Annotated in this window: 22 protein-coding genes; 17 read left to right on the plus strand and 5 right to left on the minus strand. The window is 66.3% G+C overall.

Translation table 11 applies throughout. From position 1 onward, the window contains the following. The first annotated feature begins 33 nt into the window (after window positions 1–33). From QX039_RS06700 to mmsB, 15 genes are all read left to right on the plus strand, one after another. Window positions 34–930, plus strand: a complete 897-nt coding sequence (locus QX039_RS06700) for a sugar kinase (protein WP_409998871.1) — start codon at window positions 34–36, stop codon at window positions 928–930. Further along, the gene (gene eda / locus QX039_RS06705) at window positions 927–1,571 is read left to right on the plus strand and encodes a bifunctional 4-hydroxy-2-oxoglutarate aldolase/2-dehydro-3-deoxy-phosphogluconate aldolase (protein ID WP_315738471.1); all 645 of its coding nucleotides are present in this window, start codon (window positions 927–929) and stop codon (window positions 1,569–1,571) included. The genes QX039_RS06700 and eda overlap by 4 nt, the downstream gene beginning before the upstream one ends. 240 nt (window positions 1,572–1,811) lie before the next feature. Next, window positions 1,812–2,777: a galactofuranose ABC transporter, galactofuranose-binding protein YtfQ gene (gene ytfQ / locus QX039_RS06710; protein WP_315738470.1), complete on the plus strand. Its 966-nt coding sequence runs from the start codon at window positions 1,812–1,814 to the stop codon at window positions 2,775–2,777. A gap of 113 nt (window positions 2,778–2,890) precedes the next feature. Next, a complete protein-coding gene (locus QX039_RS06715; protein ID WP_315738469.1) occupies window positions 2,891–4,441 on the plus strand; it encodes a sugar ABC transporter ATP-binding protein in 1,551 nt (516 codons plus the stop codon). Further along, the gene (locus QX039_RS06720) at window positions 4,438–5,430 is read left to right on the plus strand and encodes an ABC transporter permease (protein ID WP_315738468.1); all 993 of its coding nucleotides are present in this window, start codon (window positions 4,438–4,440) and stop codon (window positions 5,428–5,430) included. The genes QX039_RS06715 and QX039_RS06720 overlap by 4 nt, the downstream gene beginning before the upstream one ends. Beyond that, on the plus strand, window positions 5,427–6,407 hold the full coding sequence (gene yjfF, locus QX039_RS06725; RefSeq protein ID WP_315738467.1) for a galactofuranose ABC transporter, permease protein YjfF: 981 nt from the start codon (window positions 5,427–5,429) through the stop codon (window positions 6,405–6,407). The genes QX039_RS06720 and yjfF overlap by 4 nt, the downstream gene beginning before the upstream one ends. After that, entirely contained in the window at window positions 6,404–7,144 is a 741-nt protein-coding gene (locus QX039_RS06730) for a FadR/GntR family transcriptional regulator (RefSeq protein WP_315772067.1), read from the plus strand. The genes yjfF and QX039_RS06730 overlap by 4 nt, the downstream gene beginning before the upstream one ends. After that, entirely contained in the window at window positions 7,141–8,877 is a 1,737-nt protein-coding gene (locus QX039_RS06735) for an IlvD/Edd family dehydratase (RefSeq protein WP_315738465.1), read from the plus strand. The genes QX039_RS06730 and QX039_RS06735 overlap by 4 nt, the downstream gene beginning before the upstream one ends. A gap of 9 nt (window positions 8,878–8,886) precedes the next feature. Beyond that, complete coding sequence (locus tag QX039_RS06740) at window positions 8,887–9,816, plus strand: dihydrodipicolinate synthase family protein (RefSeq protein WP_315738464.1); 930 nt, start codon at window positions 8,887–8,889, stop codon at window positions 9,814–9,816. Between the two features lie 2 nt (window positions 9,817–9,818). Next, window positions 9,819–10,745: a Gfo/Idh/MocA family oxidoreductase gene (locus QX039_RS06745; RefSeq protein ID WP_315738463.1), complete on the plus strand. Its 927-nt coding sequence runs from the start codon at window positions 9,819–9,821 to the stop codon at window positions 10,743–10,745. 4 nt (window positions 10,746–10,749) lie between these two features. Further along, window positions 10,750–11,832 carry an aldose epimerase family protein gene (locus QX039_RS06750; protein ID WP_315738462.1) on the plus strand — a complete coding sequence of 361 codons (1,083 nt, stop codon included), beginning with the start codon at window positions 10,750–10,752 and terminating at the stop codon, window positions 11,830–11,832. Continuing rightward, the gene (locus tag QX039_RS06755; RefSeq protein ID WP_315738461.1) at window positions 11,829–12,713 is read left to right on the plus strand and encodes an SMP-30/gluconolactonase/LRE family protein; all 885 of its coding nucleotides are present in this window, start codon (window positions 11,829–11,831) and stop codon (window positions 12,711–12,713) included. The genes QX039_RS06750 and QX039_RS06755 overlap by 4 nt, the downstream gene beginning before the upstream one ends. Before the next feature lie 108 nt (window positions 12,714–12,821). Continuing rightward, a complete protein-coding gene (gene chvE / locus QX039_RS06760) occupies window positions 12,822–13,892 on the plus strand; it encodes a multiple monosaccharide ABC transporter substrate-binding protein (protein ID WP_315738460.1) in 1,071 nt (356 codons plus the stop codon). A gap of 80 nt (window positions 13,893–13,972) precedes the next feature. Continuing rightward, complete coding sequence (gene mmsA, locus QX039_RS06765; RefSeq protein ID WP_315738459.1) at window positions 13,973–15,523, plus strand: multiple monosaccharide ABC transporter ATP-binding protein; 1,551 nt, start codon at window positions 13,973–13,975, stop codon at window positions 15,521–15,523. A gap of 21 nt (window positions 15,524–15,544) precedes the next feature. Then, window positions 15,545–16,735, plus strand: coding sequence for a multiple monosaccharide ABC transporter permease (mmsB, locus tag QX039_RS06770; RefSeq protein ID WP_315738458.1), 1,191 nt, complete (start codon window positions 15,545–15,547; stop codon window positions 16,733–16,735). 160 nt (window positions 16,736–16,895) lie between these two features. On the opposite strand, the gene QX039_RS06775 is transcribed toward mmsB, so the two are convergent. The 5 genes from QX039_RS06775 to QX039_RS06795 all read right to left on the minus strand — a co-directional run bounded on the left by QX039_RS06775 (window position 16,896) and on the right by QX039_RS06795 (window position 20,587). Further along, window positions 16,896–18,515, minus strand: a complete 1,620-nt coding sequence (locus QX039_RS06775) for a rhodanese-like domain-containing protein (RefSeq protein ID WP_315738457.1) — start codon at window positions 18,513–18,515, stop codon at window positions 16,896–16,898. Continuing rightward, the gene (locus tag QX039_RS06780) at window positions 18,472–19,062 is read right to left on the minus strand and encodes a cysteine dioxygenase (RefSeq protein WP_315738456.1); all 591 of its coding nucleotides are present in this window, start codon (window positions 19,060–19,062) and stop codon (window positions 18,472–18,474) included. Before QX039_RS06780 ends, QX039_RS06775 begins: the two co-directional genes overlap by 44 nt. Window positions 19,063–19,133: 71 nt before the next feature. Next, complete coding sequence (locus tag QX039_RS06785) at window positions 19,134–19,295, minus strand: hypothetical protein (RefSeq protein ID WP_315738455.1); 162 nt, start codon at window positions 19,293–19,295, stop codon at window positions 19,134–19,136. Between the two features lie 92 nt (window positions 19,296–19,387). Beyond that, window positions 19,388–19,906 (minus strand): hypothetical protein, encoded by a 519-nt coding sequence (locus tag QX039_RS06790; protein ID WP_315738727.1) that lies wholly within the window; start codon window positions 19,904–19,906, stop codon window positions 19,388–19,390. 276 nt (window positions 19,907–20,182) lie between these two features. Then, window positions 20,183–20,587 carry a nuclear transport factor 2 family protein gene (locus tag QX039_RS06795; RefSeq protein WP_315738454.1) on the minus strand — a complete coding sequence of 135 codons (405 nt, stop codon included), beginning with the start codon at window positions 20,585–20,587 and terminating at the stop codon, window positions 20,183–20,185. Between the two features lie 136 nt (window positions 20,588–20,723). Between QX039_RS06795 and QX039_RS06800 the strand changes: the two genes are divergently transcribed. Both QX039_RS06800 and QX039_RS06805 read left to right on the plus strand, forming a co-directional pair. Next, on the plus strand, window positions 20,724–22,340 hold the full coding sequence (locus QX039_RS06800) for a flavin monoamine oxidase family protein (protein WP_315738453.1): 1,617 nt from the start codon (window positions 20,724–20,726) through the stop codon (window positions 22,338–22,340). Between the two features lie 25 nt (window positions 22,341–22,365). After that, the gene (locus QX039_RS06805) at window positions 22,366–24,084 is read left to right on the plus strand and encodes an ATP-binding protein (RefSeq protein WP_315738452.1); all 1,719 of its coding nucleotides are present in this window, start codon (window positions 22,366–22,368) and stop codon (window positions 24,082–24,084) included. The last annotated feature ends 4 nt before the right edge of the window (window positions 24,085–24,088 follow it).

The raw sequence follows: 24,088 nt of genomic DNA on the forward strand, positions 1-24,088 counted from the left end.
CCGATGAAAGTCGCCTGCATCGGAGAGTGCATGGTGGAGTTCGCGCAGGAGGACGGCAGTCTGTTCCGGCGCGGCTTCGGCGGTGACACGCTCAACACGGCGCTCTATCTGGCCCGGCTCGGCGTGCCCACCTCCTACGTCACGGCGCTCGGCGATGATCCCTTGAGCGCTGCGATGCTGACGGCCTGGCAGGGCGAGGGCATCGACACCTCGGAGGTGCTGCAGGTCGAGGGCCGCGTGCCCGGCCTGTACATGATCGAGCGCGATGCCAAGGGCGAGCGCAGCTTCCTCTATTGGCGCGACCGCGCGCCGGCGCGCGAGCTGTTCGATCGCGCCGACCGCGACATGCTCGACAGGCTCTCCCGCTTCGACTGGATCTATCTCTCCGGCATCAGCCTCTCGCTCTATGGCGAGACCGGCAAGGCCAAGCTGCGCGAGCTCTTGACGGTGGCGCGCAAGCGCGGCGCGCGGGTCGCCTTCGACGGCAACTATCGGCCGCGCGGCTGGGCCAGCCGCGAGGTGGCGCAACGCGCATTCCGCGCGATCCTGCCGCTGGTCGACGTCGCGCTGCCGACGCTGGAGGACGAGCAGATGCTGTTCGGCGATTCCGATGCGTCGGTCAGCCTGCGCCGCTTCAAGGACGCCGGCGTGGGCGAAGTCGTCGTCAAGCGCGGCGCGCGCGGCTGTCTGATCCATGCCGATGGCGTGCTGGTCGACATTGCGCCGCCCGCGGTGCTCAAGCCGATCGACACCACGGCGGCCGGCGATTCCTTCAATGCGGGTTATCTCGCCGCGCGCATCAAGGGCGCGCCGCCACGGAAGGCGGCGTTGGCGGGCCACCGGCTGGCGGGGGCCGTGATCATGGCGCCGGGGGCCGTGATTCCGGCAACCGCGATGCCGCGGGACATTCTGGCGATGAGCGAGGCGTGATGAGCACTCTGGACAAGCGCGCGAAGCTCGATGCGGTGCTCGCGCTGGCGCCGGTGATCCCCGTGATCACCATTGACGATGCGGCGCACGCCGTGTCGCTGGCGCGCGCCCTTGTGAGCGGTGGTCTGCGCGTGATCGAGATCACCTTGCGCACGCAAGCCGGTCTCGATGCTGCGCGGGCCATCATTGGCGAGGTGCCGGATGCCGTGGTCGGAATTGGCACGGTGCTGACACCAGCGGACTACGAGCGCGCGGCCAGGCTTGGCGCGGCGTTTGCGATCAGTCCGGGGCTGTCGATCGAGCTGCTGGATGCGGCGAAAGCCGGCGAGCTGCCGTTCGCGCCGGGCGTCCAGACCGCGTCGGATCTCATCGCCTGCGTGACGCGCGGCTATGAGCTGGTGAAGTTCTTTCCCGCGGTGCCGGCCGGCGGACTTGCCGCGCTCGATGCGCTGGCGGGGCCATTCCCGAGCGTGCGCTTCTGCCCGACCGGCGGCATCAATGCCGGCAATGCTGCGCAATGGCTCGCGCACAAGAAGGTCGTCGCAATCGGCGGCTCCTGGGTCGCGCCAGCGGCGGACATCAGGGCCGGCGCCTGGGCCGCGATCGAGCTGCGCGCCCGCGAGGCGACCAAGCTGCGGTAGCCGAACGCTGCTGACAACTTAAGATTTCATTGGTGTATGCTGTCGCTCTTGGGCAGTGTGCGCGCGCGGGCTCGCACATCCTTTTCAAAAAGTATTACAGTCAAATAATATGACTAGTCAGCCCTGAGGTTCCGTGGAATAACCGGGCACGTCGGCCGTTGAGGCCGGCTGAAAAGGTGCGACGACACCGCTCGAAGCGGTGGCGCATCCAAAACAGATCATTTTGGGAGAGAACGCCTGATGACCCTGAAAGCCCTCTTTGTGGCCTCTGCGACGGCCGCCTTGTTGCTTGCCACGTCCGCCAGCGCTGCCGAACTGACCGTCGGCTTCTCGCAGATCGGATCCGAGTCCGGCTGGCGCGCCGCCGAGACCTCCGTCTCCAAGTCGGAAGCCGCCAAGCGCAAGATCAACCTGAAGATCGCCGACGCGCAGCAGAAGCAGGAAAACCAGATCAAGGCGATCCGCTCCTTCATCGCGCAGGGGGTGAATGCGATCTTCCTCGCGCCGGTCGTGGCCTCGGGCTGGGATGCCGTGCTGAAGGAAGCCAAGGAAGCCAAGATTCCGGTGGTGCTGCTCGACCGTGACATCGATCCGTCGGGCAAGGACCTCTATCTGACCGCCGTCACCTCCGACAGCGTGCATGAAGGCGAGGTCGCCGGCGAGTGGCTCGCCAAGACCGTCGGCGGCAAGGCCTGCAACGTCGTCGAGCTGCAGGGCACGGTCGGCGCCAGCGTCGCCACCAACCGCAAGAAGGGTTTTGACGCGGTCGTCGCCAAGAATGCCAACCTGAAGGTCGTGCGCAGCCAGACCGGCGACTTCACCCGTGCCAAGGGCAAGGAGGTGATGGAGAGCTTCATCAAGGCCGAGAACGGCGGCAAGTCGATCTGTGCGGTCTACGCCCATAACGACGACATGATGGTCGGCGCGATCCAGGCGATGAAGGAAGCCGGGCTCAAGCCGGGCAAGGATATCCTGACCGTCTCGATCGACGCCGTGCCGGATATCTTCAAGGCGATCGCCGCAGGCGAAGCCAATGCGACCGTCGAGCTGACGCCGAACATGGCCGGACCGGCCTTCGACGCCATCGTTGCCTACAAGGAAAAGGGCGCCACGCCGCCGAAGTGGATCCAGACGGAATCGAAGCTCTACACGGCCGCTGACGAGCCGCAGAAGATCTACGACAGCAAGAAGGGCCTCGGCTACTGAGCCTGGCTGTTGAGCCGTCGTCCCGGCGCTCGCCGGGACGACGGACGACAAGTCGCTGGCGTCCGCACATCGTGCGGACGTCAACCTTCCTGGTGATCGCCAAGTAGTTCGTCATGTCTGATAGTTCAGCTCCGCCGGCGATGCGTCCAGCCCTGCTGGAAATCCGCGGCCTGGCCAAGAGCTTCGGTGCGCTGAAAGCGCTTGATGATGTCGACTTCACGCTGGGTGAGGGCGAGATTCACGCGCTGCTGGGCGAGAACGGCGCCGGCAAGTCGACCCTGATCAAGGTGGTCACCGGGGTGTTCGCGCGGGACGCCGGCACCGTGCGGCTGGCGGACCGCGAGATCGCGCCGCGCTCGGCCAAGGACGCCGTCGATGCCGGCATCGCGACCGTCTATCAGGAAGTGAATCTGCTGCCGAACCTCTCGGTGGCGCAGAACCTCTATCTTGGCCGGCAGCCGACTCGGTTCGGCGTCGTGCGCGAGGCCGAGATGCGGCGGCGCGCGCATGCGCTGCTGCTGGATTATGGGTTGGACATCGACGTCGGCGCACCGCTTTCGAGCTACTCGGTCGCGGTCCAGCATATCACGGCGATCGCGCGCGCCGTCGATCTGTCGGCGCGCGTCCTCATTCTCGACGAGCCCACGGCAAGCCTCGACCGCCACGAGGTCGAAATCCTGTTCAAGGTGATGCGAAAGCTCGCGGCTGATGGCATCGGCATCATCTTCGTCAGCCACTTCCTCGATCAGGTCTATGAGATCTGCGACCGCGTCACGGTGCTGCGCAACGGCCGGCTGATCGGCTCGCGCGAGATGGCCGGTCTGCCGCGGCTCGACCTCATCCGCATGATGCTGGGCCGCGAGCTCGCCGAGACCACCGGCGAGCGCGCCGCCAGCCAGCCCGAGACTGCCCGCGAGGTCTGTGTCAGCTTCAAGGGCTATGGTAAGCAGGGTTATCTCGCTCCGTTCGATCTCGAGCTGCGCCGCGGTGAGGTGGTTGGGCTTGCCGGCCTGCTCGGCTCCGGCCGCACCGAGACGGCGCGACTGGTGTTCGGCGCCGAGCGTGCCGACAGCGGCGCGGCCACCGTCAACGGCGAGACCGTGCGGCTGAATTCGCCGCGCGACGCCGCCGGGCTCGGCTTCGGCTATTGCCCGGAGGAGCGCAAGACTGAGGGCATCGTCGCCGATCTGACCGTGCGCGAGAACATCATCCTGGCGCTGCAGGCCCGGCGCGGCCTGCACCGGCCGCTGTCGCGGCGCGAGCAGGATGAGATCGCGATGCGCTACATTCGCATGCTCGACATCAGGCCGCCCGATCCGGAACGGCCGATCGGGCTGCTGTCCGGCGGCAATCAGCAGAAGGCATTGCTTGCGCGCTGGCTTGCGACCTCGCCGAGGCTTCTCGTGCTCGACGAGCCGACCCGCGGCATCGACGTCGGCGCCCATGCCGAGATCATCCGCCTGGTGCGCGAGCTCTGCGAGCAGGGCCTGGCGCTGCTCGTGATCTCCTCCGAGCTCGACGAGATCGTCACCTATTCCAACCGTGTCGTGGTGCTGCGCGATCGCGCCCATGTCGAGGAGCTGAAAGGGGAGGCCGTCGAAGTCTCCAGCATCCTCGCGGCAATCGCCGCCGATGGCGAGCCGGCGCACGAGGCTGCATCATGACGCTCCGGATTCCGCGCCGTGGTCTCGCGCAAGCCCTGGCACTGATCGTGATCTTCATCATCGATCGCGCAGTGTCGCCGCAGTTCTTCAACCTGCATCTGCAGGATGGCCGGCTGTTCGGCAGCGTGATCGACGTGCTCAACCGCGGCACGCCGGTGGCGCTGCTGTCGCTCGGCATGGTGCTGGTGATCGCGACCGGCGGCATCGACCTTTCGGTCGGCGCCGTGATGGCGATCGCGGGCGCCACCGCGGCGAGCCTCGCCGATACGCAGCCGCTGCCGGTCGTGATCGGCTCGGCGCTCGCCGTCGGCCTCGTCTGCGGGCTGTGGAACGGCATCCTCGTCGCCGTCCTGCGCATCCAGCCGATCGTCGCCACGCTCATCCTCATGGTTGCCGGGCGCGGCATCGCGCAGCTCATCACCGAGGGGCGCATCGTCACGTTCACGTCGCCTGACCTGGTGTGGATGGGCAACGGCGCCGTGCTCGACCTGCCGACGCCGATCGTGATCGCGGTCGGCATGCTGCTGGTGACGGGGGCGGTCGTGCGCGGCACCGCGCTCGGGCTCCTGATCGAGGCGACCGGGGGCAATGCACGCGCGAGCGAGCTCTCCGGCGTCGGCACCCGCGCCATGATCCTGTCGGTCTATGTCTGGTGCGGACTGTGCGCCGCGCTCGCGGGCGTCATTGCGGCCGCCGATATCATGGGCGCCGACGCCAACAATGCCGGGCTGTGGCTCGAGCTCGATGCGATCCTCGCCGTGGTCATCGGCGGCACCTCGCTGTTCGGCGGGCGATTCAGCCTGGTGCTGGCGGTCGCCGGCGCGCTGATCATCCAGGCCATGAACACCGGCATCCTGCTGTCGGGCTATCCGCCGGAGCTCAACCTGCTGGTCAAGGCCGTCGTCGTGCTCGCCGTGCTGCTGGCGCAGTCGCCGCGGCTCGGCGATCTCTCGCGCTTCACCGCGCGCTGGCGGAGGATGAAGCCATGAGAGCATCGACCTCGGTTGCGATCACGGCCTTTGTGCTGGTCGCCGGCTTCGCGTTGTGCGCGTTGCAATTCCCGAACATCGCCTCCACCCGCGTCGTCGCCAATCTGCTCACCGACAACGCCTTCCTCGGCATCGTTGCGGCGGGGATGACCTTCGTCATCATCTCCGGCGGCATCGATCTGTCGGTCGGCTCGGTGATCGGCTTCACCACGGTGTTCGTGGCGCTCGCGATCGAGCGCTGGGGCATCCCGCCCTTTGCCGCGTTCGCAATGGTGCTCGTGCTGTGCGCGCTGTTCGGCGCCGCGATGGGCGCCGTCATCCACGTCTTCGACCTGCCGCCTTTCATCGTGACCCTCGCGGGCATGTTCCTGGCACGCGGCGTCAGCTTCCTGCTGTCGACCGAGTCGATTCCGATCACCGCGCCGATTTACAGCGCCGTGTCCGATTTCGCGATCCGGCTGCCAGGCGGCGGACGACTCACCGCGATTGCGATCGCCATGCTGGTCATCCTGGTCTTGAGCGCGCTGCTGCTGCACCTCACCCGTTTCGGCGCGAACGTCTATGCGCTCGGCGGCAGCCGCGCCGCGACGGCCCTGATGGGCATTCCGGTCGGACCGATGACGATCCGCATCTATATGCTGTCGAGCGTGCTTGCCGGCCTCGCCGGCATCGTCTTCTCGTTCTACACCGCGGCCGGCTATTCGCTTTCTGCGGTCGGTGTCGAGCTCGACACCATCGCCGCGGTGGTGATCGGCGGAACATTGTTGACGGGCGGGCAGGGCTCCGTCATCGGCACCTTCCTTGGCGTCCTGATCCAGGGCATGATCCAGACCTACATCAACTTCGACGGCACGCTGTCGAGCTGGTGGACCAAGATCGCCACGGGGGTTCTGTTGTTCGTTTTCATTGCGCTGCAGCAAGGTCTGATGGCGCTGGCGCGCCGCTCGTCCGTCAAACCGGCGGGGGCGAGGACATGACCTCGCAACTCGTCTCGATTCCGACACGGCGCGCGCATTCCAACCATGCCGAGGTCGCCCGCAGCATCGGCATCGACATCATCTCCGGCCGTTTGGCCGAGGGAGCGCGCCTTCCCGGCGATGCCGAACTGACGGCGACGTTCGGCGTGTCGCGTCCGGTGCTGCGCGAAAGCGTGAAGACGCTCGTTGCAAAAGGGCTGCTGTCGACCAAGGCGCGCGTCGGCACCGTGGTGCGCGGACGCTCGGACTGGAACATGTTCGATCCCGACGTGCTCGCCTGGCATCTGGATGCCGGCATAGACAAGCGCTTCCTCGCCGACCTTGCCGAGATCCGGCTGGCGATCGAGCCGCGCGCTGCGGCGCTCGCTGCCGAACGCCGCAGCGAGGACGATCTTGCCGCGATGAGCAAGGCGATGGCGCAGATGGAGCGCGAGCCGTCGACCTCGGTCGCCTTCGCCGAAGCCGACCTCGCTTTGCACATCGCGATCGCCAATGCCTCCGGCAATCCCTTCATGCGCTCGATCGGCGCCGTCATCGAAGCCGCCTTGCGCGCCTCGTTCGTCCTGAGCGCCCCGATCGAGACTGCCGATCGCGACACCGTGCTGGTCTGGCACCAGCGCATCATCGACGCGATCGCCGCTCGAGACGCCGAGGGCGCCTCCGAGGCGATGATCGAAGTCATCTACAACGGCCGGCGGCGCCATGCCCAGTCGGCTGCACGAACGGACCGGGAATGAGCAACGACAACGAGAAGAAGACGCTGCGGAGCCAGGCGTGGTTCGGCCGCCAGGACAAGATGGGCTTCTATTATCGCTCATTCCTGAAGAACAGCGGCACGCCGCAGGACCGGTTCGAGGGCCGTCCGGTCATCGGCATCTGCAACACCTGGTCGGAGCTGACGCCCTGCAACGCGCATTTCCGCGTCATCGCCGAGCATGTCCGGCAGGGCGTGCTCGACGCCGGCGGCTATCCGCTCGAATTCCCCGTCTCCTCGCTCGGCGAGGTGACGATGCGTCCCACCGCGATGCTGTTCCGCAACCTCGCCTCGATGGATGTCGAGGAGGCGATCCGCGCGCACCCGCTCGACGGCGTCGTGCTGCTGATGGGCTGCGACAAGACCACGCCGGCGCTCTTGATGGGCGCCGCCTCGGCCAACCTGCCTGCGATCGGTGTTTCAGGCGGGCCACAACTGCGCGGCGTCTATCGTGGCCAGATCATCGGCTCCGGCACCAACATCATCTCGATGAGCGAGCAACTGCGTGCCGGCGAGATCACGCTGAAGGAATTCCACGAGGCCGAGGCCGGCATGAACCGCTCCGCCGGCAGCTGCATGACCATGGGCACGGCCTCGACCATGGCGTCGATGGTGGAAGCGCTCGGCATCGGCTTGCCGGAAAATGCAGCGATCCCTGCTGCGGACGCGCGCCGCAACCTGCTGGCGCGCATGGCCGGCCGCCGCATCGTCGAGATGGTTGCTGAGGATCTCAAGCCGTCCGACATCCTCACGCGGCAGGCGTTCGAGAATGCGATCCGCACGCTGGCCGCGATCGGCGGCTCGACCAACGCCGTGGTGCATCTGCTCGCCATTGCTGGCCGTGTCGGCGTCGAGCTGACGCTCGATGATTTCGATCGGCTCTGCCGCGACGTGCATTGCCTGGTCGACCTGATGCCGTCGGGCCGCTTCCTGATGGAGGACTTCTACTACGCCGGCGGCCTGCCGGCCGTGTTGCGCGCGCTCGGCGAGCGCGGCCTGCTGCACAAGGACGCCCGCACCGTCAACGGCAAGACGCTATGGGACAACGTCGCCGCCGCGCCGAACTGGAACGCCGACGTCATCACCCCGTTCGACTCGCCGTTCAAGACGGAAGCCGGCATCGCGATCCTCACCGGCAATCTCGCGCCCAACGGCGCCGTCATCAAGCCGTCGGCGGCCTCGCCGGAGCTGATGAACCATACGGGACGCGCGGTCGTGTTCGAGAGTGTCGAGGAGATGCATGACGCCGTCGACGACGACAATCTCGACATCGATGCGTCCTGCATCATGGTGCTGAAGAACTGTGGACCGAAGGGCTATCCGGGCATGGCCGAGGTCGGCAACATGCCGCTCCCGGCGAAGCTCCTGCGCCAGGGCGTGCGCGACATGATCCGCATCTCGGATGCGCGCATGTCGGGCACCGCTTACGGCACCGTCGTCCTGCACGTCGCGCCGGAGGCCACCGTCGGTGGACCGCTGGCGCTGGTGAAGAATGGCGACATGATCACGCTCGACGTCGCCGCCCGCGCGCTGCATCTGCATGTCAGCGACGAGGAGCTGGCGACGCGCCGCGCCGCATGGACGCCGCCGAAGCCGCATGCGGCTCGCGGCTATCAGAAGCTCTACATCGATCACGTGCTGCAGGCGGATCGCGGCGTTGATTTCGATTTTCTCGTTGGCCGCAGCGGCTCGCCGGTGCCGCGCGACAATCACTAGAGGTGCCGCATGACCGCTTCCGCCAAAAAGCTCTACAAGGGCGTCTTCCCGGTCGCGCCGACCATCTTCGACGCTGACGGCCGCCTCGATCTCGAGGGCCAGAAGCGCGCGATCGACTTCATGATCGATGCCGGCTCGCACGGCATCTGCATCCTCGCCAATTTCTCCGAGCAGTTCGTGCTGACCGATGACGAGCGCGATCTGGTGATGACCACGGTGCTGGATCATGTCGCCGGCCGCGTGCCGATCATCGTCACCACGACGCATTTCTCGACCTTTGTCTGCGCCGAGCGCTCGCGCCGCGCGCAGGAGAAGGGCGCGGCCATGGTCATGGTGATGCCGCCCTATCACGGCGCCACCTTCCGCGTGCCTGATAGCTCGATCTACGAGTTCTATCGCGGCGTGTCGGACGCGATCTCGATCCCGATCATGGTGCAGGACGCGCCGGTCGCCGGCACGCCGCTATCGGTGCCGTTCTTGGCGCGCATGGCCAAGGAGATCGAGAACCTCGCTTATTTCAAGATCGAGGTGCCGCGCGCGGCCGACAAGTTGCGCGCGCTGATCGAGGCAGGCGGCACGGCGATCGAAGGTCCGTGGGACGGCGAGGAGGCAATCACCCTGATGGCCGATCTCGACGCGGGCGCCACCGGCGCGATGACCGGCGGCGGCTATCCCGACGGCATTCGTAAGATCATCGATCCGTATTTCGCGGGCGACCGCGAGGCCGCGGCGGCGGCCTATGAGCGCTGGCTGCCGCTGATCAACTACGAGAACCGGCAGTGCGGGCTTGCCACCTGCAAGATACTGATGAAGGCGGGCGGCGTGATCCGCCACGACACCTTGCGCAGCCCGCAGCCGCCAATTCATCCGGCGACCCAGAAGGGACTGATCGAGATCGCGCGCCGGCTCGACCCAGTCGTGCTGCGCTGGGGACGCTAGAGATGCGCGAGCTTCGTGTCGCCATCGTGGGCTTCGGCAAGATCGCCAGGGATCAGCACGTGCCGGCGATCGCCGCCACCGAGGGCGTGACGTTGACGGCAGTGGCGAGTCGCAATGCCTCGCTGCCCGGCCTGCCGCATTTCGGCACGATCGAGGAGCTGCTGCGCGACGGACCCGAGATCGACGCGGTCGCGCTGTGCACCCCGCCGCAGGTGCGCCGTGCGCAGGCGCTCGCCGCGCTGGAAGCCGGCAAGCATGTGATGCTGGAGAAGCCGCCGGGCGCCGCCGTCAGCGAGCTCGATCCGCTGGTCGCGCTTGCCGCCGCGAAGCGGCGCACGCTGTTCGCGACCTGGCATTCACGTTACGCGCCCGCCGTCGAGCCGGCGCGCGCGTGGCTGTCTTCCCGCCAGATTCGCAGCGTGCGGATTGACTGGAAGGAGGACGTGCGCGTCTGGCATCCGGGGCAGGGCTGGATCTGGGAGCCGGGCGGGTTAGGGGTGTTCGATCCCGGAATCAACGCGCTGTCGATCCTGACCCGCATTCTGCCAGAGCCGGTGTTCGTGACCGAGGCGGAACTGTCGTTCCCGTCCAACCGCCAGGCTCCGATCGCGGCCAACCTGTCACTGTCGACGGCGAGCGACCTGCCGATCGCGGCCGAGTTCGACTTCCGCCAGACCGGGCCGCAGAGCTGGGACATCCGGATCGAGACCGACGCAGGCCAGTTGAAGCTGTCGCTGGGCGGCGCGCGGATGACCGCGGACGACCAGCCGATGGTCGACGAAAGGGAGCGGGAGTATCCCGGCCTCTACCGTCGCTTCGTCGAACTCACAAGGACCGGTGCGAGCGACGTCGATCTGACGCCGCTGCGGCTGGTGGCTGACGCTTTCCTGCTCGGTCGCCGCCACGTCGTCGAGCCGTTCGAGGACTGACGCCATGGCGGAGCAGGCACGGATCACCCGGGATGTCTTCGGCACGCTGCCGGACGGCCGCGAGGTCGAGCGCGTCACCTTGCGTGGCGCTCACGGTTTCGAGGCGCGGATCATCACTTACGGCGCGGCGCTGCAGGCGCTGCTGGTGCCGGATGCGCAGGGCCGCGTCGACGACGTCGTGCTCGGCCACGACGACCTGCTGAGCTACCTCAAGCTCCGGAAATTTTTCGGTGCAACGGTCGGACGCTACGCCAACCGTATTGCCAAGGCGCGCTTTTCGCTCGACGGTCAGGACCTGCGCCTCGACGCCAATAATGGTGCGCATGCATTGCATGGCGGCCCCGACGGCTTCGACCGCAAGCTCTGGCAGATCGTCGCCACCGAAGACGGCGCCCAGCCCTCGGTCACGATGCTCTATGTCAGTCCCGACGGCGAGGCCAACTATCCGGGGCGGCTCGACGTCCGTGTCACCTATCAGCTGACGGGACCGACGGAGTTGGCCGTCAGCTTCAGCGCCCGGACGACCCGGACGACGATCGTCAACCTGACCAACCACAGCTTCTTCAATCTCGACGGCCTGGCCGCCGGCACCGGCATTCTCGATCATCGTTTGACAGTCGAAGCCGACCACTATCTCGCGATCGACGAGACTGCGATCCCGCTGGCGGGGCCGCCGCATTCCGTCGTGGGGACGCCTTTCGATTTCCGCGACGCGCATCCCATTGGTGCGCGCATCCGTGCCGACGATGCGCAGATCAAATGTGGCCGCGGCTATGATCATAATTTCTGTCTGCGCGACGGCTCTGGCGTGCGTTTCGCGGCCCGGCTCGAGTCGCCGCGCTCCGGGCGGATCATGGAGTTGCTCACCGATCAGCCTGGCTTGCAGGTCTATTCAGGCAACTATCTTGACGGGACCGTGAGCGGCAAGGGGCGTGTCTATCGTCAATCCGACGCGCTCTGCCTGGAGCCGCAGGTCTGGCCTGACAGTCCGAACCGTCCGGATTTTCCAAGCGCGCGCCTTGGGCCCGACGACGTCTATGAGCACGAGACCGTGTATCGCTTCTCAACCGCGGGAGCGCCCAGATGATCGAGCAGGTGCCGACCACGATCCTCTGCGACGAGCGCTGCCATCTCGGCGAGGGGCCGACCTACGATCCCCACACCGACACCGCCTGGTGGTTCGACATTCGGGAGGGCCTGCTGTTCGAGGCCAAGATCGGCAGCGGCGAAGTCCGCCGCCACGGGCTCGGCAGGATGGCGAGCGCGCTCGGCCGCATCGATGCCGACAGGCAGCTGATCGTGGCCGAGGACGGACTCTACATCCGCAGCGTCGCCGACGGCGCGCTGTCGCTGCATCTGCCGCTCGAAGCCGACAATCAGGCGACGCGGTCGAACGATTCGCGGGTCCATCCCTCCGGCACGTTCTGGATCGGCACCATGGGCCGCAACGCCGAATGCGGCCTGGGCTCGATCTATGCGCTGCATCGCGGCGAGATCATCCGGTTGTTCCCCAACGTCACCATTCCCAACGCGATCTGCTTCTCGCCGGATGGCGCGATCGGCTATTTCGCCGATACGGATGAGAACGTCCTCTACCGTGTCGCGCTCGACCCGGAGACGGGCCTGCCGCGCGGCGCGCCGGAGGTGCTGCTGCGCCATGCCGGTCCCGGCGGCCTCGATGGCGCCGTCGCCGACGCGGAGGGGCGGATCTGGAACGCCCGCTGGGGCGGTGGTTGCGTCGACGTCTACAGCCCGCAGGGCGAGCATCTGCGCTGCATCGCGGTGCCAGCCAGCCAGGCGAGCTGCCCGGCCTTCGTCGGTCCCGATCTGTCGCGCTTGCTGGTCACGTCGGCCTGGCAGGACATGGACGAGCCGGCCAAGGCGGCCGACCCCGGCCATGGCCAGACTTTCCTTCTTGACGTCGGCGCTCACGGTCGCGCCGAGCCCGACGTCAAGCTGTCGATCTGAGAGGAGGAACAATCAGTCAAGCGTCGTTCAGCCTAACAGCTAACTGGTATCAAGATACGCAATCGGGTATCTCTTGTCCAAATTCGAAAATCCAAAGGGAGTGAAGACATGTCGAGAATGAAGACCATCATGGCCGCCGCCCTGGCCGGCCTCGGCGCGATCGCGCTGTCCAGCGCCGCACTGGCCCAGAGCAAGGGGACCGTCGGCATCGCGATGCCGACCAAATCCTCGGCGCGCTGGATCGACGACGGCAACAACATCGTGAAGGTGCTGAAGGAGCGCGGCTACACCACCGACCTGCAATATGCCGAGGACGATATTCCGAACCAGCTCTCGCAGATCGAGAACATGGTGACCAAGGGCGCCAAGGTGCTGGTGATCGCCGCGATCGACGGCACCACGCTGTCGGACGTGCTGAAGCAGGCCAAGGCCAAGGGCATCACCGTGATCGCCTATGACCGCCTGATCCGCGACACGCCGAACCTCGACTACTACGCGACCTTCGACAACTTCCAGGTCGGCGTGCTGCAGGCGCAGTCGATCGTGGACAAGCTCGGGCTGAAGGACGGCAAGGGGCCGTTCAACATCGAGCTGTTCGGCGGCTCGCCGGACGACAACAACGCCTACTTCTTCTACAATGGCGCCATGTCGGTGCTGCAGCCCTATCTCGACTCCGGCAAGCTCGTGGTCGCCTCCGGCCAGAAGGGCATGGACAAGGTTGCGACCCTGCGCTGGGACGGTGCCACCGCCCAGGCCCGCATGGACAACTTGCTCAGCGCCTATTACGGCAACAAGCGTGTCGATGCGGTGCTGTCGCCCTATGACGGCCTCTCGATCGGCATCATCTCGTCCTTGAAGGGCGTCGGCTATGGCAGCGGCAACCAGCCGATGCCGGTCATCTCCGGCCAGGACGCCGAGGTGCCGTCGGTCAAGGCGATCCTGCGCGGCGACCAGTACTCGACCATCTTCAAGGACACCCGCGACCTCGCCAAGGTGACCGCCGACATGGTCGATGCTTCGCTGAGCGGCAAGGAAGTCAAGGTCAACGACACCAAGACCTACAACAACGGCGTCAAGGTCGTCCCGGCCTATCTGCTCAAGCCGGTCGTGGTCGACAAGAGCAACTGGGAGAAGGTCCTGATCGAAGGCGGCTACTACAAAAAGTCGCAGGTCGAGTGATCTCATGGCCGGCGAGCGCGGCCATGCGCTCGCCGGCTCCTCTTATCTCAACGACTTCAAGTGTTGCGGGATACAGCGCGATGACGGCAATCCTCGAGATGCGCAGCGTCAGCAAGAGCTTCGTGGGCGTGCAGGCGCTCCGCGACGTCAGCTTTACGGTCGCGGCGGGCGAGATCCACGCCCTCGTCGGCGAGAATGGCGCCGGCAAGTCGACCCTGATGAAGGTGCTGAGCGGCGTCTATCCCTACGGCCGCTATGAGGGCCAGATCATTTTCGAAGGCGAGGAGCGGCGCTTCCGTGACATCAACGATTCCGAGGCGCTCGGCATCATCATTATCCACCAGGAGCTCGCGCTGATTCCGCTGATGTCGATCGCCGAGAACATCTTCCTGTCGCATGCGCCGTCACGCTTTGGCGTCATCGATCGCGACGAGGTCTACCGGCGCACCCAGCAATTGCTGGCTCAGGTGGGATTGAAGGAATCGCCGGATACGCTGATCACCGATCTCGGCGTCGGCAAGCAGCAATTGGTCGAGATCGCCAAGGCGCTGTCCAAGCGCGTCAAGCTCTTGATCCTGGACGAGCCGACGGCGAGCCTGAACGAGGCCGACAGCCAGGCGCTGCTCGACCGCCTCGTCACCTTCCGCGAGCAGGGCATCTCGTCGATCCTGATCACGCACAAGCTGAACGAGGTGGCCCGCGTCGCCGATCGCATCACGGTGCTGCGCGACGGACGCAGCGTCGACAGCATCGATTGCCGCGCCGAGCCGGTCCTGGAGGACCGGATCATCAAGAGCATGGTCAATCGCGACATGGCGCACCGCTTCCCTGAGCGGCAGCCGAAGATCGGCGAGCCCGTGTTCACGGTCGAGAACTGGTCAGTCTACCATCCGCAGCATACCGACCGCCAGGTAATCAAGAACGTCGATTTCCAGGTGCGCCGTGGCGAGATCGTCGGCATCGCCGGCCTGATGGGCGCGGGGCGCACCGAATTCGCCATGAGCCTGTTCGGCCGCTCCTGGGGCGTCAACATCACGGGCCGCGCCCGCCTCGAAGGCCACGACGTCACTCTCAACAGCGTACCGGCCGCGATCGACGCTGGCCTCGCCTATGTCACCGAGGACCGCAAGCAGCTCGGCCTGATTCTGGCCGACGACGTGCGCAAGAACATCACGCTGGCGAGCCTCGCGCAGGTCGCGCCGAACGGCGTGATCGACGACATCGCCGAGCTCAAGGCGGCGTCCGGCTACCGCGGCCGGATGCGGATCCGCTGCTCCGACGTCTATCAGGAGGCCAGCCAGCTCTCCGGCGGCAACCAGCAGAAGGTCGTGCTGTCGAAATGGCTGATGACCGATCCCAAGGTCTTGATCCTCGACGAGCCGACGCGGGGCATCGACGTTGGCGCAAAGTATGAGATTTACTGTATCATCCAGGAGCTCGCGGATGCCGGCCGGGGTGTTGTCGTGATCTCATCGGAGATGCCGGAGCTGCTCGGAATCTGCGACCGCATCTGCGTGATGAATGACGGCGCCTTCGTCGGCGAGTTCGCCGGGCCGGAGGCGACGCAGGAAAAGATCATGCGCGCCATCATGCGTAATGAAACCATCAAGAACCAGGAGACGGCCGCGTAAGCGGTCGGGAGGACGCCAGCAATGACCGACAAGACGGTTTCGCTCCCGGAGGAGAAGTCGCATAGCGGCTTCCTGAAGAACAATCTGCGCAGCTACGGCATGCTGCTGTCGCTGTTCGTGATCATGCTGTTCTTCCAGTTCATGACCGACGGCACCCTGCTGCAGCCGCTCAACCTCACCAACCTGGTGCTGCAGAACAGCTATATCGTCATCATGGCGCTGGGCATGCTGCTGGTGATCGTGACCGGGCACATCGATTTGTCGGTCGGCTCGGTTGCGGGCTTCGTCGGCGCCGTCGCCGCCGTGCTGATGGTGCGCTATCACGTCGACTTCCCGCTTGCGATCATCGCCTGCCTGATCGTCGGCGCCGCGATCGGCGCCGCGCAGGGTTATTGGGTGGCCTATTTCGGCATTCCGTCATTCATCGTCACCTTGGCGGGCATGCTGGTGTTCAAGGGCCTGGCGCTGGCGCTGCTGCAGGGGCAATCGGTCGGGCCGTTCCCGGGTACGTTCCAGAAGCTGTCGTCCGGCTTCATCCCTGAGTTCATGCCGAGCGCGGCGCATCTTTATCCCACGTCGCTCGCGATCGGCGCGGTGCTGACGCTCATTCTGGTCTATGCCAGCGTCAAGGGCCGTGCGCGCGAGGTGGAGCACGGCATCGAGGTCGAGCCGTTCGGCTTCTTCGCTGCCAAGAACGTCGTGCTGGCCGGCGCACTGATGTATTTCACCTATCTGATCGCCTCGCATCGCGGCCTGCCCAACGTGCTGGTCATCATGACCGCGCTGATCGCGCTGTACGGCTTCATGACGCGCCGCACCGTGGTCGGCCGGCAGATCTATGCGGTCGGCGGCAACGCCAAGGCCGCCAAGCTGTCGGGCATCAAGACCGAGCGGCTCGTGTTCATGACCTTCGTCAACATGGGTGTGCTGGCGGCGCTGGCCGGCCTGATCTTCGCCGCCCGGCTCAACACCGCGACGCCGAAGGCCGGCCTCGGCTTCGAGCTCGACGTCATCGCGGCCTGCTTCATCGGCGGTGCCTCGGCCTATGGCGGCGTCGGACGGGTCGGCGGCGCTGTCATCGGCGCCATGATCATGGGCGTGATGAATAACGGCATGTCCATTCTCGGCGTCGGCATCGACTATCAGCAGGTCATCAAGGGCCTGGTGCTGCTCGGCGCCGTCTGCATCGACGTCTACAACCAGCGCCGTTGAGTTCGGCGCGCAGCTCCCGGTGAAGCTGTAACGACCTAGGGAGCAAAGCGACGCCGAAGGCGGCGCCTGCCCACCACGTCTCGCGACCCGCGTGAAAGCGGTGGGCACGCGGCATTCGCGTCGCGAATGCGGCTTTGCCCACCCTGCGCATTCACCAGAACTACACCACGTGGAAATTCGACACGCTGTCATTGGCGAGCTGAGCGACGAGTTGCAGCTCCCAGTCGATATAGGCCTGCATCGCTTCGGCGGCGTTGTCGGTGCCCTCATAGGGACGCTTGTAGACGTCGTCGGCAAGCGAGATCCATGAGGACCGATCGCTCTCCAGCACATGCCCGGCAGCCGTCCAGGCGCGCGTGCCGCCGGTGAGCACTCGGAGCTCACGCGTCGTCGCGGCACGTGCATCCGCAAGCGCAAACGCGGCTTCGCTGCCGTCGTTGCTGGTCAGCACGATCGGACCGTCGCCGGGCAGCTTGGCGAGATCATCCGCAAAGCGCGACGCCAGCACGAAATGTGCGCCCGGAATGTGTCCGGCCTTGTAGCTCGGACTGCGCGTGAGATCGACGATCGTCCACGCAGCGGGATCGGCCGCGAGTTGCTCGGCGCTGATTGCCGCGTCGCCAAGCTGCGGCAGCGGCGGTCGGCGTGCGGCGCGGATTTCCGTTTCGGTCGCTCCAACGACATCCGGTCCCACGACCGCCACGTCCCAGCCCATCTGCTTCAGCCATGACGCCGTCATGCGTGCGCGCACGCCGTCATCGTCGAACAGCACCAGACGGGCGCCGCGCACGCCCACCCACTCGTCGGTCGCCTGCACCAGCTGGCCGCCCGGTGCCGACGCGAAGCCGGTCGGATGGCCGGCGGCATGTTCCTCGGGCGTGCGGACGTCGAGGCAATACAGCGTGCGCACCCCGGCTTCGGCCTGATGGCGCGCGAATGTCGCGGCATCGAGCACGCCGACGCCGACGCGCTCGGCCCAGGCCTTGGCATCAGCCAGCGCGGTCGCGTAGCTCGTCCGTGGCCGCTCCAGGACGCGCGCGGTCTTGCCGCGCTCGACCTGATGGCCGGCAAGTGTCCAGCCGATCGTGCCGTTGCGCAACGCATAGATCTTGTTCGGCAGCCCGGCATTGATCAGCGACTGCGTGCCGATGATCGAGCGCGTGCGTCCGGCGCAGTTGACGATGATCGTGGTGTCGGGCGACGGCGCGACCTCGCGCGCCCGAAACGCCAGCTCGCCGCCGGGGACGCTGACCCCGCGCGGAATGCTCATGGTGCGATATTCCTCGAAGCGGCGGGCATCGAGCACGACCAGGTTCGACTCGCGCTCGATCAGCGCCTTGGCGTCGTCGGCCGACAGCGACGGCGTGTGCCGGATGGCCTCGACCAATTCGCCGAACGCCTTGCTCGGCACGTTGACGTCCCGGAACACCTCGCCATGGCGCGCATAGCCCGACAGCCCGCCAGCGAGCATCGCGACGTCGGTGTAGCCCAGTGCATGAATGCGCGGCACCGCGCGGGCGGCATAGCCTTCGCCATCATCATAAACGACGACGGCTACATTCAGACGCGGCACGAGGTCGAGGATGCGCAGCTCGATCTGCGACAGTGGCAGCGACACCGCGAAGAACGGGTGCGACAGCGAATAGGGGCCTTCCTCGCGGACGTCGAGCAGTGCCACCTCCTCGCCGGCGCGCCAGCGCCGCCGCAACTCGGTCGGTGTGATGATGCGGAGACCGTCAGGCGGCGGTGCGGTCGGGCCAGAGGTTGGGGACGGTGTCATTCGAATATCCGGAAATGAAGTCTCGGGCGGCGCTGGTCTCCGCATCGTACACCGTGCGGCGGATGCGGCCGATATTGCCGCCATAGACGTGGATGCTGATCGAGGAGCGGTCCGCCAGACCGTTGGAGATCGCGTGGATGTCGCCAATGTGTGGCGATACCGCGGCCGTTTGTCCAGCCCGCAGCCGCTCCGGCGCAGCCTCGCGCAACGTGCCGTCCGGCTGCCGCGCATAGCTGACCGAGAGTTCCTCGCCGCGCAGCACGCCGACGAGGCCCCAGACGCGATGGTCGTGCACCGGCGTGCCCTGGCCGGGGCCCCACACGAAGCTCACGATGGAGAACCGATCGAGCGGATCGGCATACAGCAGATATTGTCGGTAGCGGCCGCCGTCGGCGACCGCAAAGGCCTGAGGCAGCCAGTCGTCATGCGCGACCAGCTCCTTCAGTTTCGGTGCGAGCGCGGCGAGCAGCTCCGGCTCGTTTGTCGTGCTTGCGACGAGGCGTGCCGTATCGGCGACGAAGTCGCGGAAGCGCGCAATGTCAGTCATGTCGGGCTCGTGTCGTATCGAGGCGGGAGGCCGCCGATGGGCGGCGCGATGGGCGAGGGATCTGGTCCCACTCAGACGTGAGGGCCGAGCATCGCGATGTAGAACAGGTCCTCATTGGACAACTCGGCGGCCGGGCGCCGGGTGAGGATGTCGTGCGCTTTGAGACGGCTGTCAGCGCGCCCTTGCGGCAGCAAATGACCGAGCCAGCCTCCGAACCATGAGACGTAGCGCATGAGAGTCTCCGCGCGGATTGATTACGTCCTTGATATCATGCCTCGACCGGCATCGAACAGAGCCCGGCACGGCTCCGCATCACTTTGGCAGATCATGCCTGCTGAAGCGCCTCGCCGGCAAATTCCTTTTCCGCATCGTACGCGTCGCGCTGCTCTGCTTCTCCATCGGTCGCGTCTGCGCCGGCATTCCGGCCCGTCAGGCTTTCGTGCCAATGGGTGCGGAATGCCATCCATGATGCGTGATCCTGGAAGGCAACCTCGGCGAACCACTCGACCGTGACGGCGCCGCTCGGCCAGTAGCGTTCCTGGTCATGCCAGCACACGACAGGCCAGCGCGGATTGCGGTAGGAGCGGCCGGTCTCATCATGCAGCGATGGCCGGCCGAGATGATCGATCAGCCATGACATCACCTCGGGCAGGAACGTGGCGGCAAACGACACGCCATGGCGGCCGAGCCGCTGCGGCATGCGCATGACGCGCTGATCGATGATGGCGAAGGCCGGCGGCACCGCGCCGACATTGAACTGGCGGATCATCAGCAGGCGGAAGCCGCAGTCGCAGAGCTCGGCAGGCACGGCATGGATCGCCGTCGGCTGAAGTGGAGCCGCGATGTTCATACCAGTGCTCCCTGCGCCTGTCCGAGCGCGAGGTCGATGGCGTGCTGCAACGCTGTGCGCGTCGGCACATCGCTGCGTTTCAGATAGGCGGTCAGAACGCGTGCCATCCCTGCCTCCCGTCGGCATCTGCACGTTGCTGGTCTCAGCCTGCGCAGATCGCCTTGCGCGGAGACGGACATTCGACCCGAATCCGACGCGACGAAAATCAACAATCCCCGACATTGCTGCCGGTCAGGGAGGGTAGATCAAATTTCGTGCCAGATGCGGCGATCAGTGGAGACGATGGCCGTCGGCGTCGTGTTCCGGCGTCGCGAGCTGCGCGATCGGGCTGGATTGGTGGTGGATCATCCGCCAGGCGCCGTCGATGCGGGCGAAGTGATTGGCCGCCGCGAGCGCCGCGCCGTCCACCAGCTCGATGCAGAGCACGTGGCCATGATCGCCGTCGGCGATCGCGTGCGGGTCCGCGCAGACGATGTTCGGCCGGCCTGGGTTGGCGAGGATGTCGCGCCAGCTGCCGATCACGGCGGCGCGGCCAACGATCGCCGGCCAGCCCGGATGAATGCAGGAGATGCCGTCGCGATCGGCCCAGAGGGCAACGAGTGCCGCGAAATCGCCGGCCGTGAAGGCAGCATAGAAGGCCGCATTGGCGGCCAGGATCTCGCGCTCGTCGCTCATTGTGATGGCGTGAGCCAAGCCGGTGCGAAAATCAAGCAATGTTTGGAAACGCACATCCACTGGTGCGCAAAAACTTGCAAGCTTCTTGCAGGACCCGGTCGAGACGCGATCGCAACGCATCAGCCGAGGTCCTGCCATGCTCGAAACGGCCATTGTCGGAGGTGGATTGTGCGGAATGGCACTCGCGCGCAGCCTGCAGCAGCGCGGCAGCACGTTCGCTTTGTTCGAAGCCCGACATCGCCTGGGCGGACGTGTGCTGTCGGTCAGGAGCAAGGCGGGGCTTGCGCTGGACCTCGGCCCGACCTGGTTCTGGCCGGACACCCAGCCGCTGCTGACCGGCCTGATCGCGGAGCTCGGCCTGTCCGACTTTGCCCAGCACGATGACGGCACGGTTCTTCATCTGAAGGAGGCGGACAAGTCGGCCGAGCAGATCGGCGGGCCGCCGGTCCACCAGGGCGCGCGCCGGCTCTCCGGCGGCATGACGAAGCTGGTCGAGGCGCTGGCGCGTGATCTGCCGCAGCCCTTCATCCATCTCGGCCATGAGCTGGTGCGCATCGTCGATTGCGGCACGCATGTGCGGCTGATCTTTGCCACATCAACGGAATCGGTCGCGATCGAGGCCAAGCGCGCCGTGCTCGCGCTGCCGCCGCGGCTGCTGATCGATCACGTCGGCTTCTTTCCCGAGCTGGACGACGCGACCTTCGATGCGATGCGCGGTGCCGAGACCTGGATGGCGGCGCAGGCCAAGGTCGTGATCGCCTACGACCAGGCGCATTGGCGCGACCAGGGGCGGTCCGGCAATGCGTTCGTCAGCCACGAGCAGGCCGTGATCGGCGAGATCTTCGACGCCTGCGATGCCGGCGGCGACCGTGCTGCGCTCGGCGGCTTCCTCGCCTTCTCGCCCGATCTGCGCGCGACCTTCAGTGTCGGGCTGCCGCTGCTGATGGACAGCCAGATGGTGCAGCTGTTCGGCTCCGCGCTGGAAGGCGGCGAGCAGCACTATCAGGACTGGGCGGCCGAGCGCTTCACCTGCGGCGCATTGGATCGCACCACGCCGCGCGGCGAGCACAGCGAGATCGCCAATCCGATGCTGCGGCGGGCGCTATGGGACGGGCGGCTGCACCTCGGTGGCGCCGAGACCGCAAGCCACGCGGCCGGTTATCTCGAAGGTGCCCTGAACGCCGCCAAGCGCATCGAGCGTGCGATGGCCCGGAGCATGGGCGAGATCGCCGGGCCGCGGCCGGCCGTGGCGATCGGCGACGGGCTGTCGGGCAACGCAGCGAGCCTCGCCTGGTTCGGCGCCTGGGTCGCCGCGCAGCGTGATGCCGCGTTCGACGATTATCGGCAGCGGCTCAACCGCAGCCTCGCTACGCAGCAGCGCGAGCAACTGACCCAGCTCGCTGTTCTCGGAGCCACCGAGGGGGTGTTCGCGGCGGCGCTGCAGGTGCTGGACGCACTGACCTTCGACATGCGCGACGTCGCCGTCGAACGCGGGCGCTCCGCCCTGATGCCGGAGATCCAGAAACCGTTCCGCGATGTCATGCAGTCGCTGCTCGACGATGCCATAGCCTTCAATCGCACCTCCTGCGCGCTGTCGAACTTTCCGTTCGAGCACAAGCCGTCGAAGGACTACGTGCAGACGATCCTGCGCGACATCGCCGCCGCCTGGCAGGAGTTCTCGCTCGCCGCCAACCGCCTGCTGCTGGCAAAGGCGGAAGATGTGATGCGCACGCCGACGAGAATGTCGTCGTGAGTCCGACAGCGTCGAGGTGCGACCGATGAAGCTGCAGATCGAACGTCCGACCATCCTGGCGATGGCGGCGGCCTTCCCGCGTCTGGCCTCGTTGACGGAGCAGCTGCGTTTCGGCGACAAGGTCGAGGTCAATATGGCGCAACTCGCGACCGCCGAGCTCGACTTCCTGCGCGACAGCTACCAGAAGGCCGGTCCCGAATGGCACGCCCGTGCGGCGCAGATCGCCACTCTCCAGCGCGCCTTTGCCGATTCCGGCGCCCGCTTCTCCGAGCACGAACTGGAATCGGTGCTGCCGGCGATTGCGCGCTACCTGATCTCGGACGCCATCCGCGGCTGGATGTTCACGGCCAACGTCGCCAGCCGGCCGCTGCCCTATGTCGTGACGCGACTCGACTACACCGCACCGTCGAATGACGAGGCCGGCCGCGTCTTCATCGAGCTCAAGGCCAACGCCAAGGGCGCGATCACCACGTCCACTCTGCGCATCTCCGCCGGCGACATCGTCGGCAGGACGGTCGCCGAAATCTTCGCCGCCAAGGGCTTCCTCAAGGAAACACCCGAGCTGATATCCGCCTATGACGAGACGGCCGAGCGCTATTTCGCCTGGCGCGGCCGCTACGGAGCGCAGTTCTCCGGCCGCGGCATCGGCTTCTTCGCCGATGATCCGAACTCCTCGCATCGCGACATGGACTGGTCGCGCAAGGACGTGATCGTGCTGTCGTCCGGCGGCGGCAGCGCGCGGCTCGTCAACGACGAAGGCATTCTCACCGAGCGGGCGCTGACGCTCGAGGTCACGGGCGACATACTCGGGCAGTACCTGCGCAAGGCTGCCAAGAGCAATCTCTATGACGCCGAGCAGGAGGTCGAAGAATCCAGGGCGGCGATCCCGAAGGGCATCTTCTGCCGCATTCCCGTCCATCCCTATATGCTGATGTTCCATCTCGACCTGCACCATTATCTCTGGGTGCATGCCGACGACATGGTGCCCTACGCCTATCAGCCCGAGCTCAAGCAGAAGCTGGTGCTGCCGGAGGAGCAGACCGACCTGATCGACATCCTCACTGCCGAGATGGACCTCTTGATGGACGACATCGTCGCCGGCAAGTCCGGCGGCACCACCGTGCTGTGCGCGGGGCCGCCCGGCGTCGGCAAGACGCTGACGGCGGAGGTCTACGCCGAGATCATCGGCCGGCCGCTGTACCGCGTGCATTCCGGTCAGCTCGGGCTGAACGTCGCGGCGATGGAGAGTGCGCTGAAGGATGCGCTGACGCGCGCGCAGCGTTGGGGCGCGGTCATGCTGATCGACGAGGCCGACGTCTACATCAAGCGGCGCGAGGACGACATGACGATGAATGCCGTCGTCGGCGTATTCCTGCGTGTGCTGGAATATTTCAACGGGCTCTTGTTCCTGACCACCAATCGCATCGACGACATCGATGAAGCGATCGTGTCGCGCTGCATCGCGCTGATCAAGTTCCAGGCGCCGGACGCGCAAGCGCGCGGCCGGATCTGGCGGGTGATGTGCGCGCAGTTCGGCTTGAACGTCGATGCCGGCTTGGTGGAGCTGCTGGTGGACACGTTCCCGGGCGCGTCAGGCCGCGACATCAAGGGGCTGGCAAAGCTGGTCGCCAAATATTGCCACCACAAGAGCGTCCGCCCGACCATCGAGGTCTTCCGCCGCTGCGCCATCTTCCGCGGCATCGATCTTGGCGACCACGAGCTGCTGCCGGAGGCCGCGGAGTAGATCG

Source organism: Bradyrhizobium sp. SZCCHNR1043, assembly GCF_032489675.1.
Lineage (GTDB): Bacteria > Pseudomonadota > Alphaproteobacteria > Rhizobiales > Xanthobacteraceae > Bradyrhizobium.